The organism is Arthrobacter sp. PAMC25564 (assembly GCF_004798705.1).
GTDB lineage: Bacteria > Actinomycetota > Actinomycetes > Actinomycetales > Micrococcaceae > Arthrobacter.
Genome location: NZ_CP039290.1, coordinates 3,030,913 through 3,052,840 on the forward strand (window position 1 = coordinate 3,030,913; position 21,928 = coordinate 3,052,840).

18 protein-coding genes and 3 pseudogenes are annotated in these 21,928 nt (G+C 64.4%); 5 read left to right on the forward strand and 16 right to left on the reverse strand.

All coding sequences use genetic code 11. The features are described from left to right. Window positions 1-191: 191 nt before the first annotated feature. A pseudogene (locus E5206_RS14170) lies at window positions 192-720 on the forward strand (DUF427 domain-containing protein). A 457-nt stretch (window positions 721-1,177) separates the two neighbouring features. Here the strand turns inward: E5206_RS14170 and E5206_RS14175 are convergent. Further along, a pseudogene (locus E5206_RS14175) lies at window positions 1,178-1,522 on the reverse strand (transposase); the annotation flags it as partial. A 457-nt stretch (window positions 1,523-1,979) separates the two neighbouring features. Between E5206_RS14175 and E5206_RS14180 the strand changes: the two are divergent. The 3 genes from E5206_RS14180 (at window position 1,980) to E5206_RS19765 (ending at window position 5,195) form a co-directional block, all read left to right on the forward strand. Next, window positions 1,980-2,522: a PadR family transcriptional regulator gene (locus tag E5206_RS14180; RefSeq protein WP_136324151.1), complete on the forward strand. Its 543-nt coding sequence runs from the start codon at window positions 1,980-1,982 to the stop codon at window positions 2,520-2,522. Between the two features lie 5 nt (window positions 2,523-2,527). After that, a complete protein-coding gene (locus tag E5206_RS14185; protein ID WP_136323047.1) occupies window positions 2,528-4,237 on the forward strand; it encodes an AarF/UbiB family protein in 1,710 nt (569 codons plus the stop codon). An 829-nt stretch (window positions 4,238-5,066) separates the two neighbouring features. Further along, entirely contained in the window at window positions 5,067-5,195 is a 129-nt protein-coding gene (locus E5206_RS19765) for a hypothetical protein (RefSeq protein WP_276605944.1), read from the forward strand. Between the two features lie 62 nt (window positions 5,196-5,257). Here E5206_RS19765 and E5206_RS14190 read toward each other — a convergent pair whose 3' ends face one another. Next, window positions 5,258-5,899 carry a VC0807 family protein gene (locus E5206_RS14190; protein ID WP_136323048.1) on the reverse strand — a complete coding sequence of 214 codons (642 nt, stop codon included), beginning with the start codon at window positions 5,897-5,899 and terminating at the stop codon, window positions 5,258-5,260. A 579-nt stretch (window positions 5,900-6,478) separates the two neighbouring features. On the opposite strand from E5206_RS14190, the gene E5206_RS14195 reads away from it, so the two are divergent. Continuing rightward, a complete protein-coding gene (locus E5206_RS14195; protein ID WP_240689753.1) occupies window positions 6,479-6,991 on the forward strand; it encodes an ABC transporter permease in 513 nt (170 codons plus the stop codon). Window positions 6,992-7,319: 328 nt separating this feature from the next. Here the strand turns inward: E5206_RS14195 and E5206_RS14200 are convergent, their stop codons facing one another. From E5206_RS14200 to E5206_RS14270, 14 genes and pseudogenes are all read right to left on the reverse strand, one after another. Continuing rightward, the gene (locus E5206_RS14200) at window positions 7,320-8,531 is read right to left on the reverse strand and encodes an IS110 family transposase (RefSeq protein ID WP_136322487.1); all 1,212 of its coding nucleotides are present in this window, start codon (window positions 8,529-8,531) and stop codon (window positions 7,320-7,322) included. 351 nt (window positions 8,532-8,882) lie between these two features. Further along, a complete protein-coding gene (locus E5206_RS19770; protein ID WP_276605945.1) occupies window positions 8,883-9,008 on the reverse strand; it encodes a hypothetical protein in 126 nt (41 codons plus the stop codon). 88 nt (window positions 9,009-9,096) lie between these two features. Next, on the reverse strand, window positions 9,097-9,600 hold the full coding sequence (locus E5206_RS14210) for a hypothetical protein (RefSeq protein WP_136323050.1): 504 nt from the start codon (window positions 9,598-9,600) through the stop codon (window positions 9,097-9,099). A gap of 20 nt (window positions 9,601-9,620) precedes the next feature. Further along, a complete protein-coding gene (locus tag E5206_RS19475; RefSeq protein ID WP_205759937.1) occupies window positions 9,621-11,255 on the reverse strand; it encodes a DUF4082 domain-containing protein in 1,635 nt (544 codons plus the stop codon). Between the two features lie 15 nt (window positions 11,256-11,270). Then, window positions 11,271-11,477, reverse strand: a complete 207-nt coding sequence (locus E5206_RS14230) for a hypothetical protein (protein WP_136323051.1) — start codon at window positions 11,475-11,477, stop codon at window positions 11,271-11,273. A 72-nt stretch (window positions 11,478-11,549) separates the two neighbouring features. Continuing rightward, window positions 11,550-11,687: a hypothetical protein gene (locus E5206_RS19645; protein ID WP_240689755.1), complete on the reverse strand. Its 138-nt coding sequence runs from the start codon at window positions 11,685-11,687 to the stop codon at window positions 11,550-11,552. Window positions 11,688-12,238: 551 nt separating this feature from the next. Next, complete coding sequence (locus E5206_RS14240) at window positions 12,239-12,847, reverse strand: lytic transglycosylase domain-containing protein (RefSeq protein ID WP_346763451.1); 609 nt, start codon at window positions 12,845-12,847, stop codon at window positions 12,239-12,241. Between the two features lie 333 nt (window positions 12,848-13,180). Beyond that, window positions 13,181-14,473, reverse strand: a complete 1,293-nt coding sequence (locus tag E5206_RS14245) for an MBL fold metallo-hydrolase (RefSeq protein ID WP_136323054.1) — start codon at window positions 14,471-14,473, stop codon at window positions 13,181-13,183. A 2-nt stretch (window positions 14,474-14,475) separates the two neighbouring features. Beyond that, window positions 14,476-16,419, reverse strand: coding sequence for a hypothetical protein (locus E5206_RS14250; protein WP_136323055.1), 1,944 nt, complete (start codon window positions 16,417-16,419; stop codon window positions 14,476-14,478). Beyond that, window positions 16,416-17,522 carry a DUF2235 domain-containing protein gene (locus E5206_RS14255; protein ID WP_136323056.1) on the reverse strand — a complete coding sequence of 369 codons (1,107 nt, stop codon included), beginning with the start codon at window positions 17,520-17,522 and terminating at the stop codon, window positions 16,416-16,418. Before E5206_RS14255 ends, E5206_RS14250 begins: the two co-directional genes overlap by 4 nt. 49 nt (window positions 17,523-17,571) lie before the next feature. Next, window positions 17,572-17,724 (reverse strand): hypothetical protein, encoded by a 153-nt coding sequence (locus E5206_RS19335; RefSeq protein ID WP_168709351.1) that lies wholly within the window; start codon window positions 17,722-17,724, stop codon window positions 17,572-17,574. Between the two features lie 863 nt (window positions 17,725-18,587). Next, window positions 18,588-20,180, reverse strand: a complete 1,593-nt coding sequence (locus E5206_RS14260) for a S53 family peptidase (RefSeq protein WP_136323057.1) — start codon at window positions 20,178-20,180, stop codon at window positions 18,588-18,590. Window positions 20,181-20,983: 803 nt separating this feature from the next. Next, window positions 20,984-21,193, reverse strand: a complete 210-nt coding sequence (locus E5206_RS14265) for an IS3 family transposase (protein WP_240689757.1) — start codon at window positions 21,191-21,193, stop codon at window positions 20,984-20,986. Further along, window positions 21,166-21,852, reverse strand: a pseudogene (locus tag E5206_RS14270) (IS3 family transposase); the annotation flags it as partial. The pseudogene E5206_RS14270 and the gene E5206_RS14265, both read right to left, overlap by 28 nt. Window positions 21,853-21,928 lie beyond the last annotated feature (76 nt).

The following is a 21,928-nucleotide window of genomic DNA, read 5'->3' on the forward strand; positions in this document are numbered from 1 at the left end:
TGTGAGTAGGGGACTCCGGGTTGGCCCACGAATCCTATGGTGATTCGGCTATGCCTCCATCGAACCTCTAGTTGAAGTGACCGAACAACCTTCTGTTGCAATGACCGCTTGAACCTGCCGCCCTATGTGCCAACCGCGACCTCCCCCGGCGTTCACGGTGGCATCCCAGCGGTAGATGGCAGCATGGAGGCATGACTCCTGCTCACGTTTTTTCCGGCTTCTTCCGGCGTCCCCAGCCCATCAAACCCCAGGCCGGTCAAGAATCGGTGTGGGACTACCCGCGGCCACCAAGGGTCGAGCCTCGATCCGACCGGGTCACCGTCCGGCTTGGCGGGCAGCTGATTGCCGACACCACCGATGCAGTGCGCGTCCTGGAGACGAGTCATCCCCCCTGTCTACTACTTGCCATTGGACGCATTCCCTGCCGGTGTGCTCGTCCCGGTCGAGGGCACCAGCTTCTGCGAGTTCAAGGGAGAAGCGCACTACTTCGACGTCGTTGCCGGCGGAGTCGTAGCTGCCCGTGCCGGGTGGACCTACCCGGAACCCACCCGGGGTTTCGAGGCGCTCAGTACCCGAGTGGCCCTATACCCGGATCACATGGACTCCTGTGAGGTCAACGGCGAGCAAGTGACCTTCCAGGATGGTGACTTCTACGGCGGCTGGATCACCACGCAAATCGTTGGTCCGTTCAAGGGTGGCCCGGGCACGGCCGGGTGGTGAGCACATCGCTCCAGCGCCGGCAAGACTTGCCCCTGACTTTGCGTCTGGTGGCTCCGTAGATGGTTCGGCGTACGGGCGGTACAGCCAGAGCAACTAGTAGCATCGACAAATGGCACAATCGGCGCTCGCGCAGTGATCCTCGGTGGAACAGTGGCAACGGGTGTCGACATTGCAGAGCTCTTTCAGCGGATGGGTTGGGCTGTTGATCAACCGGTCGCGATCCCGCTCGTATTCCCTCCCACCACGCTGGATAAGGGGTGCGGTTCCATGCCATCGATCGAAGCGACCCGAGGGGCTAGCCCGTCTGATTGGGCACGGCGCGAATCTGGGACCGAGAGGGCACGGATTTGTCTTCACCATCGGGCGCGGCAACGAAGTGCAGACGGGCCCCATCGCTGCACTTGCAGACCACGTCTGGGACGCGACGTCCACGAACTTTAGTTGCTGGTTGCCACCTGTCCGTTCGCAGGATATTGGCCAGCACCAGGGCATCCTGGGCATCTGATTTCTTCCGGGAAACGGCATGCCGGTCCCGGTACCGTGCCGCGGCCATGGGGTTGATCGCATACACTTCGCGGCCGGTAGCCCGCAGCGAGGCAACGAGCAGTCCGCGGGTGGTCTCAATCGCGACCGGAGTCCTGGCCTTGTCCCCGTCACCGTGGCTGGCCAGCAGTTCGAGCAGCTGTTGGAATCCGTGGGCGTCATCAGTAATTCTGCATGATGCCCGGACCTCTCCTTCAGCGTCGACAATGGCTATGCCGTGGTGGTTTTCAGCCCAGTCAATACCGCAAAAAACGTCCATCATTGCGTCCCTTCTGTCCAGTACCCGGGTTGTGTTGATCGAGCCGGACACAGGGAGTCAGCGACCTAATGGAAGTGCTCGAGGGCTCGGCATCTGATTAGCAGTTCTTCCCCCGTGGATACTGGCCGGGGATCGGGTCTTATCGACAGAACTCTGAGGTCCGTGTTCTCGGTGGGGATCTGATCCTGGCAGTACGGCTCTGACACCTAGATTATGGTCTGTGCGTCGAGGGAGCCCGAGGACGATCTTTTTCTAGAACTCGGAGTCCGGGTAACGGGAAGACCTTGCTGGCCCCCTCTCATCCCATTAGGTAACGGGGGAAGTCAGACGCAGCTTCAGCGCTGGCCGGCCGGGAACCTCGTGCGTGGCTCCCCCGCTCCGTGGGCTTGCCCCTGTTGGACTTGTGCATATCGGATGTATCGTTGACTATCGTTCGCGACTCGCAGAGGAGAGCATGATGCGTAATTCGTACCCGGCGGGCGGATTTGGCGGCCCCAACATCGACGGCATGTGGCAGGCCGTCGAGGAGTTGCGTTCAAGGTTTGAGAAGCGCTCGGGCACTCGCGCAGGCCGAGGCGAAGTGCGGTCGGCCATACTGGCCCTGCTCGCGGAGCGGCCGATGCACGGCTACCAGATCATCCATGAAATCGAGGAGCGCAGCGGTGGCAGCTGGAAGCCGAGTGCCGGCTCCGTCTACCCAACGCTGCAGCTGCTGGCCGATGAGGGGTTCATCAGTGCCGAGGAATCCAACGGCCGCAAGATCTACTCGCTGACTGAAGCCGGACGGGAAGATGCAGCTGGTGCCGATGCGTCAGCGCTCTGGGAGTCGACGGCTCCGTCATCAGGCACAGGGTTCGCGGCGCTGCCCAAGGCCGGCATCGAGCTCGCGCAGGCCGCGTCCCAGGTGGGCCGCACAGGCTCGCCGAAGCAGGTACAGGAGGCCGTAATGGTGCTCGACGAGGCACGCCGTCGGCTGTACTCAATCCTCGCCCAGGACTGACGAGGGTGGCGTCGGTTCGTCGGGACCGGGCAGATCCGGTACCCGGCGCCGGGGACACCCGTGCACGGTACCGTCGCATTTTGCGCTTCGCCGCGTGGCATCTCGCGGTGACCTGGTGGTTTGAGTTGCTCCTCCCCCGCGTCGGGCTAGGCAGAATTGCCGAGCGCACTCGGGCGAGGAGGATGCGGCGCTTCGCGCAGCACTTCCACGTGCTCGCGGTGGACCTGGGCGGCCTGATGATCAAGGTTGGTCAGTTCCTGTCGTCCAGGCTCGACGTGCTTCCGCCCGAGATTACTAGAGAGCTTGAGGGACTGCAGGACGAGGTGCCCCCGGTCCCTTTCCCCGCAATCCGTGCGCTCGCCGAGGCGGAGCTGGGCGCGCTGGACCGGGTTTTCTCCTCGGTCGAGGAGACGCCAATCGCTGCCGCCTCCCTCGGGCAGGCGCACCGTGCGCAACTCCTTCCCGCCAATGCCGCCGAGGCCGGACTCGCCAGCGTGGTGTTGAAGGTGCAGCGCCCGGGCATCGACGCGATCGTCGACGTCGACCTGGCGGCACTGCGCAAAGTGGGCGGCTGGCTCCGCCACGTGCGGCTGGTGTCCGATCGCGCCGACATGCCCGCACTGGTCGAGGAGTTTGCGCAAACCAGTCTTGAGGAGATCGACTACCTGAATGAGGCAGCGAATGCAGAGCGCTTCGCGACTGATTTCGCCGACGACGACCGGGTGGGTGTGCCCGGCGTGGCATGGGAGTGGACCACCCGCCGCGTGCTCACCCTCGAAGATGTTTCGGCGATCAAGATCACGGACGCGGGCGCGCTTGCCGCGGCGGGCATCGATCCGGCCCAGGTTGCCCCGGTTTTCGCGTCGGTCATGTTCGACCAGCTGTTCACGAACGGCTTCTTTCACGCCGATCCGCACCCCGGCAATATCTTTGTCACTCCGAATACCGATTCAGCCGCAGAGCGCCCATGGAAGCTGACGTTCATCGACTTCGGCATGATGGGCGAGGTTCCGTCCCGTACTCGCAGCGGCCTGCGGAAGCTGCTGATCGCGGCCGCCTCGCGTGACGGCAAGGGCTTGGTGACCGCGATCAGCGAGGTAGGTGTGCTGGTGCCCTCGGCCGACACGGCCGAGCTTGAGCGGGCGATGACGCATCTCTTCGCCCGGTTCGGCGGGATGGGCTTCGCAGAGCTTCGCGAGGTGGACCCGCGGGAGTTCCTTGATTTCGCGGTGGAGTTCGGCGACCTAGTTCGCTCGTTGCCGTTCCAGGTGCCGGAGAATTTCCTGCTCATCATCCGCGCGATGTCACTGACGTCGGGTGTGTGCAGTTCGTTGGACGCACGATTCAATCTATGGGACTCGGTCGAACCTTATGCAGCACAGCTGCTGCGCGACGAGCGCGGAAACATCGTGCAGGACGTGGCACAGCAAGCGTTCGACGCCGCCGGCGTCGCCCTGCGGCTGCCGAAACGACTGGATGGGCTTGTCACCCGAGTCGAGGACGGTTCCCTATCGGTGGCCAACCCGCGCCTCGAACGGCAGGTGGCACGGCTTGACCGCACGGCACAGCGATCGGCATCGGCACTGATATTCGGCGCCCTGCTCATCGCCGGTTCCGTGGTCCGAGGGGACGACACGGTGCTCGGCAATGTTCTGATGATCGCATCGGTGGTTCCGCTGTTGCATGGCCTGTGGATAGGGCATCGCGGCCTCTAAATGAGGTGGGGAGCCGAACCCCGGCTGTAAGTCCAGCGCCCGGTCAGCGACATCCATATCGCTGACGCAGCACTAACGTACGTCTAGCCTCGATCCTCCAGTGCCAAGCGCCGATCACGGACCACAGTCAGGGTGACCCGACATGGGTCGATGTCCACACTCTAAAGCAAAAAATCCCTCTGACGAGGGGTCATGCTGTGCCCGAGGTGGAACTCGAACCGGGTTCCAGCCCCTGAATTTCCGCAATCCCCTGCAAAAATCCGCAATCCGGCCCAGTCCGCCAACATTACCCAACAGGCTGCATAAGCGGCCATCTGGGCGGCGCAGTTGTGTATTGCGCGCGATTTCGTTCCGATATGAAGAGAAGGGCTCCAGAATAGTCTGGAGTTATCGACTTCGACAGCACCTGCATTAGGGACCCTGCAGTTGAACTCGCACCCCTCATCGGAACTTTCGGCATCGCCTGAGTCGCCGAGATTACACCGATAGGTACGACGGCCCCGACGAAGGCCCCTGCTAGAAATCCGAAACCCGGGCCGGCCGGTCGGCGTCGGGCCTGGCGCCGAGCGAGATTGATCGCCGCGGCAGCACGACGGCTCCCAGCAAATAGGAAAGCATTTCACGACCTATCAGCCGTCCGCTCCCACAACCGGACCGGCGCAGATGGCCATTGCCCATCCTGTAACAGATCAGGGTCGGTGAATTCCGCCGCCTGTCCTGACGTCACCTACGCTGCTTAGGGCACCATGTCTTCCCGAACCTGGCTACTCAGGAGGGCGCCATTCATACCTCACCGGTCAGCGTCCAATGGATCACCACATCGATGGGCATGACCGCCCAGAAAACCCGCGAAGACCGGATCCTCAACGAACTGCACTCCAGCGGAGGCGACCTCCGTCGCATCTGCGACATGTTCGGCCTGAGTATCGCGGGGGTGACCGGTACTCCGCCGTCCTGACCCACCCAGGCCATAACGGCCCTACCCAGGCAACGGGCTTCCGATGAGCTGACACAGAGCCGTCAGGAAGACCACCCTGCTTGCCGTCGTTTCCGGTCCCCGACAGTCCAGGCGATGAGGGCGGCGAAAACGGCCACTGCCAGGGCGGCAGAAACCCCCACCATGACGTCAATAGGCAGCAGATAGACCAGGACGGCCCGCGTGCTGGCTTCAGCAATCAGTCCCGCACCCCAAACGGCGGAAATCTTCAGGTGCCAGCGGTGCACGGCCTGGTTGCGGTGGGATTCCCGGTCCATTTCCCCGGCGTGCTCCGGACTCCAGGTCTTGGCTGCGTCCAAAGTCAGCGGATGTCCCAGAGCGGCCAAAACCAGGAACGAAACACCCATGCCACCGGTGATGGCCGAGTCTTTGAGCAGCAGAAACCGCGGGTCACCGGTGAGGAAAGACAGGCCCAGGCCGAGTCCGAAGACGACGACCATCAGCATCGCAAACGGGTTCAGGGAATGTCCGTTGAACGCGGTCCACAACAGCCGGCAGGCAGCGGCTCCCGTCGCCGCCAGCAGTGCTGCCCAGTCCGTGGCACCGGCCAGGTGCAGGACGTAGTAGGCAGCCAGCGGTACCCCTACGTCCCAGGCCAGACCGCGGACCAGCGCACGCGTCACCAAACCCGGACGTTTCTGTCCTGAAGCCTGTTCAGCGTTCATCGGGGTGCTCCATCCCTTTTCCGGATGCGGGCTCTTTCAATAGCACACCCGCTCCGGCATTCTTCCCAAGAAGACCGAGGACCATGCAGTCAGCAGCGCGATCGGGAGCATGCCGTCCGCGTCATCCCGTGCCCGAGGACGCGCTGCCCCTTTTGGGACTCCCCGCACGTCACGGCACAGTACCCGGGCTTTGGACATCCATGTAAACGACCTCCGGCCGTGACGGCATACCAAGCCTTCCCCGAGACCGGACCGGGTTCCTCACCGGCGAGGCCTCGGACCTCCCCCTGTCCTCCTCCGTGACCTGTGACCCGTGACCCGTGACCCGAAAGCATGCGCCAGTTCTGGCAACCGCATCTTATGCCGCGCACCCGTTTCCGGGGACCAGGCCCTTCCGTTGGCCGGATTCGGGGAATCGCCGCAACGGGGACCCGCCGAGATCGGTGATCACCGGAGCCGCCATCTTCAGCTTCCCCAGCCTTATGACCGCAAGCTTTATCGGCCAGCAACGCCATGCTAGGTCCGGGCAGGAAGCCTCGTCAACAGGCCGCTTTTCCCGGAGGTATTAAAGCCATGGGCATGGGCAGCGGATCCGTATTCGTACTCTTCAGCACCGAAGCGGCGTTCATCGGCTTCCTCGGCAGCGCGGTCGGCTCCGCCGCCGCCATCGGGCTCGGCACCGCCGTCAGCGGCGCTCTGGCCCGCGGACACCTCCGCGATCTGGAGGGCCTGCACATCCTGACTTTCGCTCCCGGCTCCGTGGCCGGCGTCATCCTCCTGGTCATGGCCATCGCCTTCATCGCCGGAACGCTCCCGGCCTGGCGGGCAGCAAAACCCCATCGACGCCCTCCGCTGCGAATAAGCCACTCCACGGCGCTGACCGGCCTCGCGACTGGATTCAGCCGCATCGCAGGTCTCTTCCGGCGGGTGCCCATGGGGCCTCCACTCGAATTGGAAGACGTTCCGCGGGCCGGTCTGCCACCACAGAGAACTCATTTGCAGGCCCGTAGCGCTGTCCCTGAGTCCGCCGCTTCCCTCCGAGTGTCGAGAAGGACCCAACCGACGCATGGGACCAAACCGGTGACCGATTGACCAAGCAGAATTCTCGCCAGGAGGGGTTCTTGTCAGTGCGCGACTCTGGAGCGATTGTGAGCCGCACGGACACCACTCTGAGGCCACGGCCGGCAGATCCTGGACGCGGTCCCCGGGATCATCGGCTACATCAGCCCCTCAATGGTCCGGTCAATCCGGTTTCGCGACCTCGCGAACATGGGCCAGCGCGGCCTTCGCATCCTGGGGGGTGTCCCTATGTTCTTTGTCAAGCGTTCGGGGTGGATTTTTCTGGTCTGTGTGGCAGCGGGTTTGGGGCCAGGGGGTGTTGGCTGGCGAGGATGCCTGCCAGCTGCAGGGAGCGGGAGGGTCAGGCGGCTTTGGGCTTGGGTGCTTCGTAGAGGGTCATGTCGCGGAGCATGGCGAACAGGACGTCGCAGCGGCGCCGGGCGAGGGCGATGAGGGCCTGGTTGTGGCGTTTACCCTCGGCTCGTTTGCGGTCGTAATACGCCCGTGAGGCGGGGTCCTTCAGCGCGGCGAACGCGGAGAGGAAGAAGGCGCGTTTGAGGATTTTGTTGCCTTTCCTGGAGGGGTGGTCGCCGCGGATGGACGTCCCGGATCTCCACGTCACCGGGGCTAATCCGGAGTAGGAGGCCAGGTGTCCGGCGGTGTTGAAGTCCTTACCGATGACCTCGGTGATGATCCTTGCCTCTGTCCTGGCGCCGACCGCCGGCATGGATGTCAGGACGGTGTGAAGAGGGTGGGCCTCCACGATGGCCTCGACCCGGGTCAGGACCTCGGCGCGGGCAGCGCGCAGTTGGGCCAGCTGTGCGGCCAGGCGCGGCAGGACGATGCCGGCGGCACCGGTGCCGGCGACCACTACGGTCTGTTCGGACAGGGCGGTGAATATTTCTGCAGCCCAGCCCGTGCCGGCCCGCGGCGCCCATTTGCGCAGGTACTCGCCGACCCTGGTCTGGCCGGCCTTACGCAGGGCCGCCGGGGTCGGGTACTTGATCAGCAGCTCGGCCATCGCCGGGTGGTCCAGGTGCGGGCCGATGACCCGCTCCAAGGCGGGGTGGATCTGGGTCAGGAGCCCGCGGATCCGGTTCGAGGTTGCGGTGGCCTGTTGGGCCAGGTCGTCGTCGAAGCCGCAGAGCATGGACAGTTCCGCGGTCTGTTCGTCGGCAACCGCGATCGAGCGCAGGGTGTGCGGCATGGTGCGGGCGGCCTCGGCAATGATGAACGAGTCGCGGGCATCGGTCTTCGCCTCGCCGGGGTGCAGGTCGGCGATCCGGCGCATCGCCAGCCCGGGCAGGTAGCCGACCATGATCCCGGCGGCCTGCGCGACGGCGACAGGAAGGGCGCCGATGGTCGCGGGCTGATCCACAACCAGCAACAGCGTCCCGTGTTTGGTCAGGGAACCGATGATGGAGCGCAGTTTCGCCTCGTCCTGGGGCAGCGCCTTATCGAGGAGCTTCTTGCCCTCCCGGTTCAGCGCCACCGCGTGGTGGTTGGTCTTGCCGACGTCGACGCCGATGAAGACATCGACGAGATGGTGGTCCTTGATCACCGCTACCTCCAGTCATGAAACCCAATAAGAGAACGCCGGTCTGTCCTGCGGCCCCAGAGCTCGGCATCCACGTTACGGTCCGGCCTGCCACGGTCGAGTCTGCGACTGGTCTTGTCCCCATCAGCGATCCCCTGGCGCCTATCGCACCCCGGTGACAACACCCCCCGGATCATACGGTCGACTGGGGGTAAGAACCATGCCGGGACCGACAGGCCAGCAACCCCGATTCTTGCTCGTTCAGGGGCTATAAGAAAGGTAACGGGGAACTCATCGTCGGCGTTCGCGTGCCGGGCCATCTGGTTCACGTTGTTCGACACCCGCGCCAACAGCGTCTGCAGGGCCATCAGTTCCGCCATGGCTGCTTTAGCGCTCCGTCGGCGTCTCCGACGTCTCGGACAATGCCGAGGACACCATCAGGTTCCTGACCGTCACCCGCTCCCTCGCGGCACGGGCAACCAGCGCCTGCTCTTCCCCGGCGGTGACCCACACCTCGCGGCGCTTCTTTGTCCCCGCCGGCGAATTCGCGCGGCGGCGCTTGGACAGGAGCGGACGAGACTCATTCGTGGCCCGCGCAGTTTCAGCGGACCGTTGACGGTGGACCAGGTAATATGCCGGTCGAAGCGTTGAAGTCGGTAGACCCGGACACAATGGCCGAATTGGCCGCGCCGATCGTAAGAGCAATCGTCGGGACGCCGGTGGATGCGTGATTGACCACCGAGGCGCCCACGGTGCCGTTGCGGTACTGTTCAACGACAAAGCCCCAGGAGAGGCCGCCGGTGCCGGTGAGTGAAACGGTGGCGGACGCGGACGCCGTCGTGACGGTGCCGCTCCAAAGTTTGAGGTCGCCGTAGCCGGTAGCGGAGACGGACTTCTGAAGAATCCAGGTCACCGCTCCCGCCGACACGCTGGGGTTGGTGCCCATCCCGGAGGACGGGCCACAGGCCCCACCGCATACAACGAAAATGTCCCCCACGGCAATGTTCAGCGCCGCGGTGATCTTGGGTGTAGTAGCGGTGGTCTTGGGTGTAGTAGCGGTGGTCAGCGCAACCGAGACGCCGGTGACGCGGGTGGGGGCAGCCAAGGTGAACTACCCCCGTCCCTTTACGGCGTCACTTGCGAAGTGGTCACTACGTTCAGCCAGGGGCCGGCGGGTACGTTCGCCCGGTCGATCCAGCTCCAGGAGACATGGTCGCTGTCGCCGTCCAGGTCAGCGAAACCCAGGCACCCGTTCAGCGAGGGCGAGACGTCCATGCCTGCGCCCTGGGTGGGGTCACCTGAGAACTGTTTGTTGACGGGCCGGGCGTTGTTCTGACCGAACACGTAGCCCTTGTCGTGGTAGAGACTTCCCGAGGAAGGCCCTGCGTCTTCGATCTGGCCGTAGCAGGTGTGCCCGTTCGGGCCGGTGATCGCCACCCAGCGATTCTTCATGTACGAGTAGTTCGAGTTCGCGCAGTTGTTCTTTCCGGTAGCTGCGTTGTCGGCCGCCGCCCAGGTGATCACTGAGCAACGTTCCGCAAAGGCGGTGGCGTCGTTCACGTCGTCATAGGGGAGATCCAGGTAGAACGCGTTTTCCTTCGGCATTCCGGCGGACGGTTCGAAGTCGTTCGTCGCTGTCCGTGCTTCGGTAGCGCACTTGAATGCCGTGCCCGTACCAGACCCCGTGCCGTCACATGAGCCGTACACCGAACCTGCACAACCGGATGCCAAGGCGGGCGTGGTGCCAGTGTTCTTACCGCCCCAGTGCATGGCCCACTGGCTGTCGTAGGTGGAGCACACCTGCGAGCCGTCCGCCAGGTTGGTATTGAAAATCTCGCCCACCCAGAAACTCGTGGACACGATGTTGGTATGGAGCGGATAGGAACTCTGCGCAGGGGGAACCGGCGTCGGCGTGGGTGTCGGCGCAGGGGGAACCGGCGTCGGCGTGGGTGTCGGCGCAGGGGGAACCGGCGTCGGCGTGGGTGTCGGCGCAGGGGGAACCGGCGTCGGCGTGGGTGTCGGCGCAGGGGGAACCGGCGTCGGCGTGGGTGTCGGCGCAGGGGGAACCGGCGTCGGCGTGGGTGTCGGCGCAGGGGGAACCGGCGTCGGCGTCTCGGCGGGTGCCGGTGCCGGTGCAAACAGAGCGTCTACGAAGTAGTTTGCGCCCGATCCGTCGTCCCGGGGAATCGTCCCGTGCAACCCGGCCGTCTCGTACATGTAAACGCCGTTCGCGTCGGTCGTGGTGCGCGTGACCGTTTCCATAAGGTTGTTCGAAATGTTCCGGCCCATCGGGAAATAACCGGCGGTGAACGCAAAGTGGCCGTCGCCCGCGCCATAGCTAACCGTGTAGTCATGGCCCGGCGTTGCTAAGAACGGCGTCGAAAAATAGCCGAACTGCCACCCGGACGCAGACTGATCGGTGATGACCAGATCACGGATACTGTAGCCGGTGGCCGTGTCCCAAAGGTGGGCAACATGGGAATTGTCAGTTGCACCAACAGCTTTGTAGAACGCGATTCCGCCAATCGTCCCGGGCGCGTCGGTTTTGAACCGAAGCCCAAGTTCCACCTGTGCGCCGGAATAGCCGTTGTTCGGGCCGGCCCAGCCGGGATCCGAGAAAATGCCATGGTAGGCCGTTGCGGCGCTCGCGGGCTGCGCGTGAACCGTCCCGATCCCGACGAGTGCCGCCAGGCCCAGCAGGACCGCAGCAATAATCGCTGCAAGCCGTTTCGTGGACAACGCCCTTGCGTGTGTGTGCATGACTTCCTCTCGCTGCTAAGCGCCGAGCAGCGTCTGGGTCCAGGTAATCGTCAGCGTGTCTGATGCACCCTTTGACCCAATGCCGCCGAACAGGATGCGCGCGATTGTGTTCGCCGCCGTGCTTGTTGCGTCAGCAAGGAAGTCAAGGACGATGACAGCCTCCGTTTTGGCGGAGGCCGTGGTGGCCTTGCCTGCTGGGTAGGTTACCTTGTAGGTGACCACTTGCCCGCCGGACGTGCCGGAGGTAGACGGAAATGTCGCGTCAAACGCCTGGTGGGAGTTGGACAGTTACGTTTACAGCGCCGCGCCTGTGCCTGACTTCACCGCTGCTGTTGAGCTTGCCTGCGTGCCGATCCTCATGCCCGAAGCGATCGGAATGGACTGGCCGGTGGCGGTGCCGAACGCGGCGCCTGCGCCCAGCGCAGTGCCCACGTAATTGCCGAACGTTGCGGCGGACGGGATGGACACAATGGCCCGGCGGCCGGAGTGACGCCCGCCAGCACAACAGTGTCACCGACGTTGAGTTGCGGAGTTCGCCAACTGGCGCGTGCTGTTCTGGGGCGCGGGCGGCCTGGCGCTGGTCGCCGGAATCTTCATGTACTTCGTCCTCCCGGAGGTCCCACATGCACGGCGGGTACTTTCTGATGCAGGTGAAAGATACAGGGCGCGTCGCCACCGTAATTGTTTCCGGACTGCCGCAAAAAGCCGACCACGACCTGATCGTGGAGGCATTGACAATATTCCGAGACCGCAACAAGCCCTGAGAAGGCTCGCGCCAGCCAGTTGTGCCGGCGAAATGTTGGCCTGAGTCCGCACGCAAAAAGCCCGGTGGCTAGCACCGCAAGCAGACGTAGTCTGCGGCAACCGGCACCGCTTCAGGGAAGTGCCGGCCACGTCAGAGAACGGTGTTGCCGCCTGAATCCTCGCCGGCGGCTTGAGGCACCCCGCGGCTTCACCGGGCCCCTGGCCGTCAGCCCGTGGACTTATTCGGCGGTGCCTGTCTTCGCGGCGTAGGCGATGGCTTGGGCCCGCACCTGGCGAATGTAGGGATCGGACTGGTTGTAGGAGTAGATGGCATCGGTCCATCCTTGCGCGGTTGAGAGGTCGCGGCCGTGGGCGCACAGATAGGTCGCCGCGCTGAGGGCTGCGTCGTCGATATTGAACGGGTCGGCTTTGCCGTCCCCGTTCCCGTCCCGCCCTACAAGCTGCCAGGTGGAGGGAATGAACTGCATGGGTCCGACGGCGTGGTCCCAGCGGGCGTCGCCGTCCAGGGCACCCGCGTCCGTGTCGGCGATGGCGGCGAATCCGGCGCCGTTGAGGCTCGGGCCCACAATTGTGCCGCTCGCCTGCCCTGCGGTGTTGAGGCTGCCGCCGCCGTATGTTCCGTGCGCGGATTCGACGAAGCCGACAGCTGCCACGGTGTTCCAGCCGATCCCGCACGTCGGAGCGGAATCGTTGGCCGTGGCTACCGCAGCAACGTAGGCCCGGAGCGCGCGGGCAGGGATCCCGGTCTGCGCGGCAGCCCGGGTCAGCCACTGAGCATCCGGACTCGGGGTCACGTTCACGGCGGTGGTGATGCCGGTGGAGAGCATGTCAAGTTCCGCCCCCGCCCGCGGAGGTGCAGAAAGGGCCCCGCGGGCGTCTGCGCCGGGCTGCCGGGTTGCCCAGAACGAGAATGCGGTGATAACGCAAACCGCGAACAGGCTGAAAACCACAAGGCGTTTTAGACGAAGCACGGACTAATCAAACCATCCACGCCCCGTGACCGGTCGACGAAACGGTGCTCAGCGCGAAGTGATCGCTCGTGCGACGGATAGTGACCACCGACCAGCCCCGCGTCGCCGTCACTGTAAGGACGAGCTCATCAGTGTCGAGTGCCGCCGGAGCGGCCCCTCGCGGTTCGACGAGGCCGTTGTGCGGTCTGTTTACGGTGCCGGGAAAGTGATCTCGCTCCAAAGGTTTCCGGGTCCGATGTGAACGCGGGTGTCGGCGACTGGGGCATCCGCCCTGACGATGTGGGCGTTCATGGTGGTTAAGGCGGTCAGCAGATTCTCGTTCGGGATGTCTCCCCACTGCTCGACTTTTCCGTACGGGAGCATTGCGTAGGTGCCTTGGTTGCCGATGGCGTTGGTGGCGTATTCGCGTGGTGTGGCGTTGTGGGAGCCGTGGTGGCCGATCTTGTAGAAGGCGGGGGCTGATACAAGGGCGCGGGCTGCGGGGTCTTGAAGGACGTGGTCCCAGGCGCCTTGTTGTGAGTCACCGACGAAGACGAGTCTGGTGCCATCGACGTCGAGAACGAAGTAGATGCTGGTGTTGTTCACGGAGCGCTCAAGGATGGATGCCGCTGCCAGAAGTTCGCTCGCGTCGTCGAGCAGTGCCGGGAGGTTCAAGGTTGCTAGGGTGCTGACGAGTTCGATTCCGATGTTACCCGCGATTTCGTCGGGAGTGACACTGTAGATCTCGTCGAAGAGGGGCTTCGCCGGCGCCTGACCGACGGCGAAGTCGCTTTCGGATTCGGCGTCCAAAGCCTGTTGCATAGCGAGCCATCGGGCGGACGCGGGAGGGTTCATTAGTTTGAGCTGATCAGGATCACGTGAGGGTCCGAGGACATGCACCGTGGCGTTCGGTAGTGACGTTCGGATGATGTTCAGTTCGCCGACCCTGTCCGGGAGGTAGCGGATCGCCGGGACATTGAGGAAGTGTTTGCCGTTGCGTCCGAGCAGACGGTCCATGGCGTCCTCGTTGCCGAGAGAGTTCAAGGCCAGAGTGCCGGCAATCCCGAGAGCCAGGGCTCGTGCTTCATCGTTCAGCGCAGCGGGCGCACGACCGATCAGGGTGTTCAAGTTTGTTGCTGCTCGGGCGAGCCCGTTCTTCAGCGTCTTGGCGTCCTCGTCGGAATCGTCTTCGACGAACGAGACCCAGACTTCGCCGACGTGGACCTCTGCCCAGTCGTCGAAGGCGAATCCGGTGATGTGGTCGGCGTGGTGGTGAGTTGCCACGACGACGTCGAGGGTCGGTGGTGTTCCTGGTTCGGCCGCCTCCGTGAGGTCGGAGATGATCGCATTGACGACGTCGAGGAGGGGCCGGGCCTTGCCCAGGCTATGGACGCCGCAGTCCACCAGCATCCGCCAGGCCTGATCGTCCTGTTTAACGGTGATCAGGAAAGCGTCCCCGAAGCCGACGTCATACATGCGGATCGTGACGGAGGATGCGGGCATGGTCAGGGTCCGTCCTGGCTGGCGTGCAGGCGCGCGAAGGAGAGTCGGAGTGTTGCGGGTTCAACGGTCCATGCCGAGAGGGCGTCCATGTCTTCGACGTCGCCCATCCAGTCGCGGATCGAGCGCAACCGTTCGGTGCCGGCCTTGTCGAACTCGAGGGCGCACTCCTTGAGGTCCCCGGACAGGTCCTCGAGTTTAGTGCGGTCCGAAAGCGGCAACGGTTTGGTGACGAGGAATTCGACCGGGCCATCCACGCGGGCAATGACGGTTGTGCCAGCGCGAATCGCTGCCCGCTGGCTCCGTGGGATCTGCGCCCCTGTCTCGTCGGTCCGCTGATCTTCCAGGTCGTCCCGACGTTGGGCGAACTGGATGACGACGATCGGCCGGGGTTGCCCGTCGGAGCCCCGGAGGTAGGCAGCTTGGGAGCTGACCACCTCAATCATCCCTGCGGCTTTGTCCAAGCCAAGTTCGTAGGCATGCTCCTCGCCCCAGCCATGAATGAGTTCCCGAAGACGTCTGCCATTGGGGTGCGAGTTCAAGTGAGCACGCGCGGTCCGTCCAGGGACCGCCAGTGCAGGCGTTGCATCCCGCGAGGGAGGGATGGTAGCCGGGTCGTCGGCGAAGGGAACCGTGCTGCCGGGGTCGAGTTCGAGGGTTGCCGCCAGGAACAGCGATGCTAAATCGATGCCATCCGTTCCACCGCTCAAGCTCAGGGCGTGTGGCGGTTTAGGCCAGAGTAGTGCCTCGTCGGCGAGGGAGGTCACTCCTGGTGGATAGATACCGCGTCGACGGAATGCCTCGACAAGAATGGCCCGGAGTTGTCCGGCGTCATCGGGGTAGAGTCCGTGGTCGGCGGTGACGATCGCCCGGACGACATCACCGAAGGTCACGTCGACGACGGGGAGGTACTCGAACGCCCGGACCACCATTTCCAGGAACCGGTCGGCATTCGTCGCCGCCGCAGCGGTGACGCGTTTGACCAGGTCCGTTGGGAGGGCCCCTGGCGGGAGGACGCCGGTGCCGGCGCTGGCGATACGTCGGAGATCTGCGATCTGCGATTTGTAGCTGTCAATAAACGCGTCGAAGACGGCGGCGACGAAGCATGAACCGCGGTCGTGTGGTTCAACCGCTTTCAGGAACGCGTCCGGGGTGCGGGGGGATCCGACCGCGGACCTCAGCGCTGCGCCACGACCGGTGGACTGACCGAACTCGATTGCGAGATCCAGGAGTGCCGACCCCTCCTCGAGTGTCCCTTGCGATGTCGCTACGGCGTCGGAGACGACTTCGGGGAAGCTGAAGTGGTTAAACAGCGCAACGAGGTCCGCGATTGCTTCATGCCATGCGAGCACGTCAGGGTGAGTAGGTTCGGAAAAGTACGGGCGCATACGGTGCACGATTGCGTGGGTGACTTCATGTGCAATTACGTCAACGGACAGGCAGGTAAACATCATCTGCCCCGGCAGGTTGGGACCAGGGTCCCTCGAGTCGGCACGGAAGTAGCCGAAAAGGACGGCCCGCCGATCTTTGTCGAAGTAAGCGTTTCGTCCCTCGAACGCATGCGGGACGATGCGGAGTTTATCGTCGCCTCGCCAGCGGAAGCGGAAGCCGCCGAACCGTTCGAAGCGTTCGATCACGCTCATGGCCACGGCATAGACAACTTGCTGGTGGGTTCTGGGGTCGCTTTCCACTGGCCGCATACCCCGTTGAGCGAGGATGGCGGCGTCGTTGAGGTCAACTGGCAGATACCAGAGGTCTCGAGCCACATCATAATCGACGACCTTTAAGAGCCGGCCGGACGGCCCGGGCCTAAGGTCTGTCTCGAATGCGATGTCGATGGTGAGGAACCTGCCCGACAGGCGGGTCGACATGGGATCGAACGCATGCGCACGAAGCAGCCGCCGGGCCGGCAGCACAGGCTCGGGCCGGTCTCTTTTCGTGGCAGTCATTGGTCAGTTCCAGCCGGCGCAGGTAGCCGTGGTTGCCCGACCCAGTCCGGATCGGCCCAGAGGACATTGGTCGGCGCCTTGAACGTTGGATCGGTCAAAGCCCGGGTGTTCACGCTTGCGTGGACAGAGGCACCGGCGGGGATCTTCCTGTCGCGCGTTCCCAGGAGAGCCCATGCCCGGCCGCGGCGGTGCAGCTTCGAAGTCGCGTCAGCAGGCGTGACCGTGCAGGCGGCGATCGGGGCACGGGATCGAACCAGCAACCCCTCCGCAATAGCCCCCTCGATGATCCACTTCAAGGTGATTCTCGACAGCCGAGGGGCATGAGTATTCTTCCCCGGGCGGGTTATCTGGCCGGGGGGTGGGTCGTCGACAAAGGTTCCTCCGACATCACTGTGCACCCCGGCGAACCAAACCTCCTCCAGCGTACCGTCCGTGCGGGCGTCGACCAGGTACTCCTTGAAGGGTGCCCGTTGCTCATTGATCGACACAGCGTGGCGGATGCGCGCGGCGTTGGGGAGTTCCCGGGTGAACGGCCAAGTGACCTCCCATCGGAGGAACCCGGCGGCCTTGACGGTGTCCCACAAGCCCAAATACTTCACCGGTATCGTTGATTTGCCGTCGACATGCTGCGCGAACACTTCTGAGGTGAGGTGGACTTCGTCCCAGTCGATCGTCGTCTCGCCGGCCCGGCGGGCATAGGCCGCGACCACATACGGAACGAGGTTCTCAGACCCTGGTCTCAACACACCGATGGCGCGAAGAATCCCCACGAGGGAACGAGCCGTGTAGGCGCCGCGGCTGAACCCGAAAACGAAGACCTGATCACCGGGCGCCCAGTTCTGCATCAGCCATGTGTAGGCCTCCCCTAAGTTCTGCCGCAGGCCCCACCCGAATGCGAGGCCGCCTAGTCGCGAAATCGCTCTCGCGAGCGGAGTCCACGCGCCGGCCGACGAGAACGTGCCCACCCCAGGGTCGTAGTAAGCGATCTGCTTGATGGGATCGGAATGATCGAGTAACTCGTATAGAAGCACGACGTTGGTGTTGCCCTTGGCCCGCAGCTGCGCACCGGTCCCGTCCAGACACACCACCAGATTCCGGGACATCTAACACCTCCGCTCCGGCCACCCGCCGCACCTGAAACCGATCATCCCCCTAGAGTGCGGCCAAGGGAAGATCAAGCCACAAAATGTGGACCAGCACTGAACTTACGTTGTCCCGGGGCTTCTGGCCGCCGGGGTCATCGTGGGCCTGCTGCCCCGAAGCGTTGCCGGGTTCGACGCCGTGTGCCCGTCGGTACGTGGTCATCTGACCGGCGCTGTCATCCCGCTGCAACCTGTCGCGGACCAGCCGACCAGCGCGCCGTGCGTCACGTACGAGGGTCAGATGATGGCCTGGATAGGCATCCTTCTCGGCAGCGCAGCTGTTGTCCTCATCGCCGGGTTGATCGCCGAATCAAGGGCGCGCCGGCTTCGTTCGGTGCCCCCCGGCGACCGGCACAGCACCAGCCCTCCCGGAGCCGACGCACTTTCCCCTGTGGACCGGTGACCAGGACGCCATGGCGGATGGCTGCGGGTTGCCGTGGTCGTCGCGGTGGGCACCTGTCGGAGTTTGTCGTCCGGCCGGTGCCGGGGCCCACGCATCACGCATCGCCCGCCCTGGGACGTTTCCGGCGGTTGCACCCCCGGTCATTCCCGTTGCCCCGGGTGCCTCCCGGACAGCGGTGTCCGTTCCGGCCGGCAGCCCGCAGACAAGGGCCCGCCGGGCTGCCGGCACCGTTCCCGTCGAGGAGACAACAGGCGCAGCAACCGCAGGCACGAGCCCCTCCCCTGTACCCGCCCCGACAACAACGCCCGACGCAACGAAGCAGTTCGCCCCCAGCCACTGCGGGCTGTCCGTATCTGGCTGGTTCCTGGCTGTTGGTCTGGGCGGTCTGCTTTTTGCCGGCCCAGGGATGCCGCGCCTCAGGCGACCTCAAGAGGCTTTGGGCGGACCTGATGCGGTATCCAGGACAGCCGGAAAGCCGCCCTGGCGGTGCGCGCGTCCGAGGGAACCGGGATCTCCGGTGTTCACGGGTTCCTTCCCCGCCATGTGCTCGTCCACGGGCGGGAAAGCGCGGTCAGCGTGCCTTGAGGGTGGAGATCACCGCATGCCGGTGCCCGCCTGCCTGCTTAGAGTCCGGAGTTGATCGCCGCGAGCAGGGCTGTCCCGTCAGGGCTGCCGAGCCCGGTGCAGGGATCCCAACCGGTCGCGGCCTGGTACGTGCCGTTGTTTCCCGTGGTGACGTCGTGGAATCCGGCGTTCCGGCTGTAGAGCAGAGGCTGGATTTGGCCGAACCGCCGGCCTGTTGACTGGGCGAATAAGGCGATCAGTGCCGCCCAGAGGGGTGCGACGGCGCTCGTGCCGCCGATGACCATGTCTTTGCCGTCAACCCTGACCCTGTACCCGGTCTGCGGATCGGCGACGCCGCTGACGTCGGGGACGCCGCGGCCGTGTACCCCGGGGGTGGGCTTTGGTGCCGGTTTGTGGTGGCGGGCATGGGCGGGCAGACTGCTCTGCCAGGCCGGTACGGGGAACGTGTCGCTGTAGCCGCCGCCCGTGGCCGAGTTCGGTCCGTCATTCCAGACGGTTTCTGATCTGATACTGCCGGTGGCCGGGTCGGCGTCGAGGCGGGTACCGCCGCAGGCCAGTACGTGTGGGCTGGAGGCCGGAAAGTCTGCGTGGTCTTTGCCGTCCGTGGCCGCGTCGGCGCTGCCGTTGTCCCCTGCCGCTGCGGTGACGGTCACGCCCATCGCCGCGGCGTCGGCGATGGCCTGGTCAAACGCTGTCCGGGCCTGAGCGGTCCAGGCGTCTTCGTTCTGACCCCAGCTAATGCTGATCGAGGCCGGTGCCGGTGCGGCGTGGGAGGCGTTGATGATCGCGTCGAGGAACCCGGCGTCAGTGTTCGGGGCGAAGTAGACGAGGACGTCCGCCTTCGGTGCCAAGGCGCCGACCACTTCGATGTCGAGCAGCACTTCCCCGTCGGCCCCCGCCGGGTCCTGCCCGGGCTGGCTGACGGCGCCGTCGACTCCTACTGCAGTCACCTTTGGCCCGGCGATCCCCAAGCCTTGGAAATAGGCGTCCAGGTCACCCTGACCGAAGCCGCCGCCGAGTTCGATGATCGCCACGCTCTGACCGCTGCCGTCCGCCCCGGGAGGGAAATTGTAGATTCTGGCTAGTTCTGGCGGGGTGTAGCTAATCCCGGCGGCGGCCAGCGGGATCGCATGGAATTGCGCCCGGGCCTGGGGGCGGTCGTCAAGGCCAAGGACGGCCGTGACGATTCCGTCAAGCTCCGCCGGTATTTGCAGGCCCCCGGTCCGGTGCCGGTGGGTGACGTCGTGACCGTGGGGTCCGCTGCTGGTTACTTCTTCCAGGCTGGTGCCGAAGATCCGGCTTAGCTCTTCGACGGTTCCCGCCAGCCGCAACCGGCGGGAGGCCGGGTCCGCTTCGAGGATGTCCGCCCCGAGCCGCGTGAACGTATCGGTGGCAAGGCGCAGGTCCCCGGAGGAGGCCCCGTGGCGGGCCGCGAGATCGGTGCGGGAGATCGGTTCGGCGGGCATTTGTGTCAGCGGTACCTGACGGCGCAGGATCACGGTTATCTCAATCCTGCGAGAAGGATCGACGGGACCGTGCGTGGCCTGGATCCTTGCAGCCGCCGGGCGTTCCGAGCCGGCAAGCGGGACGCTGTCTCCGGCGGGCTTCGGTGTGGTGTTCTGGTCAGACATGAAAGTGCTCCGTTCGTGGGCCGGTCATCGTTCAGGGCTTTGTTGTTGTCGGGGGAACATCTTTTCGGTGGCGAGTTCGTGCCGAAGCCGCTGCCATGGTTTTCGAAGAACTCACCGGTCAGCGCCAGGTATGCGTCGAACGGGATCGCCGGCTTCGTGTCGAACTGGGCGCGGGTCGCTTCTTGCTCTGCGCTGAGCCACTTGTAGCGAGCGTGCCGATCCCGGGGCTGATCCGACGTCGACGGGTCGCCCGGATCGGCCGGTCCGATGCAACGCTGGCCACGAACCGGGCCAAGCCCCGAAAGTTATTATCGGTCGCGTGGTTCTCCTGGACCAACACCACAACGCGTTTATTTCTGTTGTCCGCCATGACATCCCCGTTGCCTCGGCCGGATCTCCCGGACGTTTGATCGGTCATCAACGAGACTACGCCCACGCTGCCCCTCGCGGCAGAACCGTACTAGCCTTTTTAGGGAACTATTCACGTTCGCCGCCATCGCACCAGCAGGACCCCAGCCGGGCACCAACAAGCGCTTATGCCAGAAATTGCGCATTCAACCCGCACACGGGTTGGTGACGCAACGCAGTTGTCGTGTAGACGTCAGTCACCGGTCCCTGGACAACTTCACGGTGCATCTCCATGCGTCGCAGTTACGCCCTGGAACCGGTAAACAGCAACGATCGACACACGTCATCGGCGATTGTCGGGATTCATGCGACGCCGCGCGATACTCCACTCAATTGGCGAAGCTCCAGTCCGAGGTGTGTCAAGGATGTGAGACGTCGGTTGGTTTTTTCAGGGTTTAGGCAGCGGCCGGAACTCGGCTGCTGCCGGTCTTGAAGCCGGCCATCGCGGTGGCCGGCGGCAGCCCGGCGTTGTTGCTGTGGGGCCGCCAGCGGTTGTAGAACACCTCGATGTAGCGCATGACGCCGCGCCGGGCTGAGTGCCTCGTGGTGAAGTTGTGGTGATGGTATAACTCGTTCTTCAACGACGAGAACAGCGGTTCGGCCACGGCAATGTCCCAGCACACGCCGGTTTCTCCCATGGACTGACGGACACCCGGTTTCCCCGGCACCAGGCACCCATTTCCCGGGATGTGTACTGGGTTCCGCGGCCCGAATGGAAAATCGCGTCGGGCTGCAGGTGCCCGCGGTCCCTGGCCATCTTCAGCGCGCCCGTGACGAGGGAGGCACGCATATGGTCCGCCATCGCCCAGCCGACGACCAAGCGCATGCACAGGTCGATGACGGTGGCCAGATACAGCCAGCCCTCATCGGTGCGCAGATAGGTGATGTCGCCGACCAGCCGGGTCCCGGGAGCCTCTGAGGTGAAGTCCCGGCCGATGAGATCGGCGAAGACCTTGTCCGGATCCGAGGGGATCGTGGTGCGTTTGAACGCGCGCATCCGCTTCGCGGCCCACCCGTTCTCCGCCATGATGGCAGCGACGGTACCCACGGAGTCCCGGATGCCGTCGGCGGCCAGTTCCTTGTGGACCATCCGGTGTCCGAAGATCCCGTCCGAGGAATCGAACATCGTCTTCACCTGTTCTGTCGGCTCCAGATGCCTGAGGGCCGTCGGGGATTCCTCCGCGTCCAGCCACCGGTAATACGAGGCCCTGGAAATGTCCGGCCGGCGGCACATCCACTGGATGGGAAACTGCGCGTCCTTCGCCTGAACGAGACGGTAGAGATCCTCTACCGTTGTTCTTTGGCGAAGAACGCGGAAACCTTTTTTAGGTTATGCCGAT

What these genes read in the sequence shown, in the direction of transcription:
- E5206_RS14255 (WP_136323056.1), bottom strand. Translation starts at nt 17,522, where the DNA reads ATGTCCCGGAATCTGGTGGTGTGTCTGGACGGGACCGGTGCGCAGCTG.
- E5206_RS14260 (WP_136323057.1), bottom strand. Translation starts at nt 20,180, where the DNA reads ATGTCTGACCAGAACACCACACCGAAGCCCGCCGGAGACAGCGTCCCG.
- E5206_RS19765 (WP_276605944.1), top strand. Translation starts at nt 5,067, where the DNA reads ATGACCGCCCAGAAAACCCGCGAAGACCGGATCCTCAACGAACTGCAC.
- E5206_RS19475 (WP_205759937.1), bottom strand. Translation starts at nt 11,255, where the DNA reads ATGCACACACACGCAAGGGCGTTGTCCACGAAACGGCTTGCAGCGATT.
- E5206_RS14250 (WP_136323055.1), bottom strand. Translation starts at nt 16,419, where the DNA reads ATGACTGCCACGAAAAGAGACCGGCCCGAGCCTGTGCTGCCGGCCCGG.
- E5206_RS14190 (WP_136323048.1), bottom strand. Translation starts at nt 5,899, where the DNA reads ATGAACGCTGAACAGGCTTCAGGACAGAAACGTCCGGGTTTGGTGACG.
- E5206_RS19335 (WP_168709351.1), bottom strand. Translation starts at nt 17,724, where the DNA reads ATGACCACGTACCGACGGGCACACGGCGTCGAACCCGGCAACGCTTCG.
- E5206_RS14240 (WP_346763451.1), bottom strand. Translation starts at nt 12,847, where the DNA reads ATGCTCTCCACCGGCATCACCACCGCCGTGAACGTGACCCCGAGTCCG.
- E5206_RS14195 (WP_240689753.1), top strand. Translation starts at nt 6,479, where the DNA reads ATGGGCAGCGGATCCGTATTCGTACTCTTCAGCACCGAAGCGGCGTTC.
- E5206_RS14245 (WP_136323054.1), bottom strand. Translation starts at nt 14,473, where the DNA reads ATGCCCGCATCCTCCGTCACGATCCGCATGTATGACGTCGGCTTCGGG.
- E5206_RS14180 (WP_136324151.1), top strand. Translation starts at nt 1,980, where the DNA reads ATGCGTAATTCGTACCCGGCGGGCGGATTTGGCGGCCCCAACATCGAC.